At 73.2% G+C, this 2,745-nt stretch carries 2 protein-coding genes; one reads left to right on the forward strand and one right to left on the reverse strand.

The genetic code is table 11. The annotated features are described in order from the left end of the window. Positions 1–1,655, reverse strand: a 1,655-nt coding sequence (locus tag SACSA_RS0117320) for an arabinosyltransferase domain-containing protein (RefSeq protein ID WP_028661977.1), incomplete at its 3' end; no start/stop codon positions are given. Between the two features lie 105 nt (positions 1,656–1,760). On the opposite strand from SACSA_RS0117320, the gene SACSA_RS0117325 reads away from it, so the two are divergent. Then, the coding region (locus SACSA_RS0117325) for an arabinofuranosyltransferase (RefSeq protein ID WP_019819002.1) at positions 1,761–2,745 on the forward strand (985 nt) is incomplete at its 3' end.

The following is a 2,745-nucleotide window of genomic DNA, read 5'->3' on the forward strand; positions in this document are numbered from 1 at the left end:
GCGAGCGCGCCGATCGCGCCGAAGTGGTGGAAGTACTTGGTCGGTGTGAAGGCGAGTGCGCCGAAGAACAGCGCGGTGACGACGAGGGCGCGGCGGGTCGGGCCCGGCGCCAGCCCCGGCGTCCGGCGGGCGAGCAGCAGCACGAGCAGCACCGCCATCGACAGCCACAGCAGCAGCATCGGCATCCGCCGATTCAGCCCGCCGCGCAGCGGTTCGAACAGGGCTTCGTAGCGCAGCGACTCGTCGAGCACACCGTGATTCGGGCCGATAGTGGTGCGCACGTCGATGGAGTGCAGGACCGCGGCCAGCGACTGGTCGGCGACCATGAGCAGCGCCGCGCTCGCGCCACAGGCCAGCGACACCGGCACCACGACGGGCCAGTAGCGCCACACCAGCCGCGTCAGCGGCACCAGCGCCGCCACGAACGGCGCGAGCGCCACCAGCCCGGTCGGGGTGATCGCCACCGTGACCGCGGCGGCGGTGATCGCGGCGGCCAGCGGCGTCAGCGCGCGGGTGGCCACGGCGCGCTCCACCAGCACGAACACGACCAGTGTGCCGAGCATCACCCACGGCTCGGGCCGCAGTCCGACGCCGAACTGGACGTAGAAGAGCAGGAACGCGGCGGCGGCGCACCACCGGGCCCCGCGCGCGGGACCGGTCACCAGCCTGCGCACCAGCAGCCGGTCCAGGCACAGCCACAGCACCACGCCGAGCAGCACCGATGGCAACCTCAGCCACCACACGGCCCCGCTGACCTCGGCCAGCGGCCGGTACAGCTCGTAGAACCAGCTGAACGGCGACTCGGGAGCGTTGAACCAGCGGAAGTAGTTGCCGACGAACCCGGTCTCCTCCGCCGCCTTCAGCATCGTGACGATGTAGCCGTCGTCAACCGTCGGCGAGCCCACCAGCATCCAGGCGAGCAGGGTCAGCGCCACGACGCCGTCGGGCCAGCGCGGTCGCCACCAGCGCGCGGGCAGCAGGCGCACGGTCGGCGTGCGCGCGCGGTCCCAGCGGCGCACGAGCGCGAACACGGTGCCCAACCCGGCGAGAACGAGCACGCCGAGCGCGACCTTGAGCGGTCCGGGTGTGCTCTCGTAGCGGGTGTCGGGCACGACCGTGGCGCGCAGGCCGGTCGGGCCGTCGAGATCGGTGCTCAAGCCCGTCACGATCGGCGTGCCGGGCGCGTGGCCGATCCTGGCCCCGTCGACCGACACCGTGGTCGTCCCGCCGCCCGAGATCACGGTCCATGCGCACGACGCGCCGACGGGGTGGGAGTCGACCAGTTCCCGCCCCGCGGAGGTGACGCTCACGCGGTCGCCCTCCGTGCCCGCCACCGACACGACGAGCCCGTCGCCGTGCTCCGCTGTTCCGGCGGAGTCCCGTGCGGCGCTGCCTTCGGGCCCGTCCTCACCCGGGAGCGTGGTGGACAGCAGCACCCCGGGACCGGCGAGGGCGCGCACGTCCGCGCACCCGAATTCCACCGTCACGCGCTCCGGCTCGCCGGGCATCAACGGCAGTGCCGCGCTCCGGGCCCCGGGGCCCTCCGGCCAGGTGTAGCTGGTGGTCTCCGTCTCGACCGGGGCGAACACGAACAGCAACGCGGCCAGCGCCGTAGCGAGTCCCGTTCCAGTGATCATCCAATGACGGAAAGTCACCGGTGGAGCTTAGACAGTCGACGTGACCAGGATCTCCCCGGGGTCGGTGCGGCACACGGGGGTGATTGAGTTGTCCGCGAGCCTCCGTCGGCACAGGGTTCTTGCATGGGCACCACGCACGAATCCACCGCCGTGCCGCGCGCGCTCCCGTCCGACACGGACCCGGCACCGCCGGACCGGTCCGGCACGACGCCGCGCACCGGCCCCGGCGCCTTCCTCGGCGAACTGCTCCTCGGCGGCGCCTACGCGTGCTTGCTCAGCGTCGCGCTCCAACTCGTCGTGGCCCGCCTCCCGGTCTCCGACCCGGGCACCTACGTGCCGGAGGCGCTGGTGGCGGTGGCCGCGGCGGTGCTGTTCGGCTTGGCTTACGGCCTGCCGAGGATGGAACGCATCCGCCGCCTCCCGCGCGCGGCGAAGCTGGTGTCCGCGTGGACGGCGCTGTCCACGCTCGCCACGCTGGTCCTCGCGCTGCCGCTGCACGCCACGCGCTTCTACCTGGGCGGGGCGTCGGTGGACAACACCTTCCGCCTCCAGTACCTGGAGCGGGCGGCCTCCACCCTCGCGCTGCGCGACATGAACTACGTCGATCTCCCGCCGTACTACCCGGCCGGGTGGTTCTGGCTCGGCGGCCGGGTCGCCAACCTGCTCGGCCTCTCCGGGTGGGAGGCGTACAAGCCGTACGCGATCACCTGGTGCGCGCTCACCGCGGTGGTGGCCTTCGCGCTGTACCGCCTGGTGCTGCGCGGGCGCAGCGCTTTTTACGCCGCGCTCGTCACCGTCCTCGCCGGAATCGCCACCGCCGGGGTCGGCGAGCCCTACGCCTGGCCCACGACGGCGTGGCTGCCGCCGATCGCGGTGCTGACCTGGACCGCGCTGCGGCGCCGCGACCGGCCGCCCTGGTGGGTCCTCGTGCTCATCGGCGTGTACCTGGGCCTGTGCGGCATGACCTACACGCTGCACCTCGGCTTCGGTGCGTTGCTGGTCGTGGTGCTGGCCGCGCTCGCCACCGCGTTCGCGGTGCGCGAGGGGCGGCGGATCGGTCCCGCCCTGGCCGGAGCCGCGGGCAGGGTGGCCGTGATCGCGGTCGTCG

It is taken from the genome of Saccharomonospora saliphila YIM 90502, from assembly GCF_000383795.1.
In the GTDB taxonomy this organism is placed as follows: Bacteria; Actinomycetota; Actinomycetes; order Mycobacteriales; family Pseudonocardiaceae; genus Saccharomonospora; species Saccharomonospora saliphila.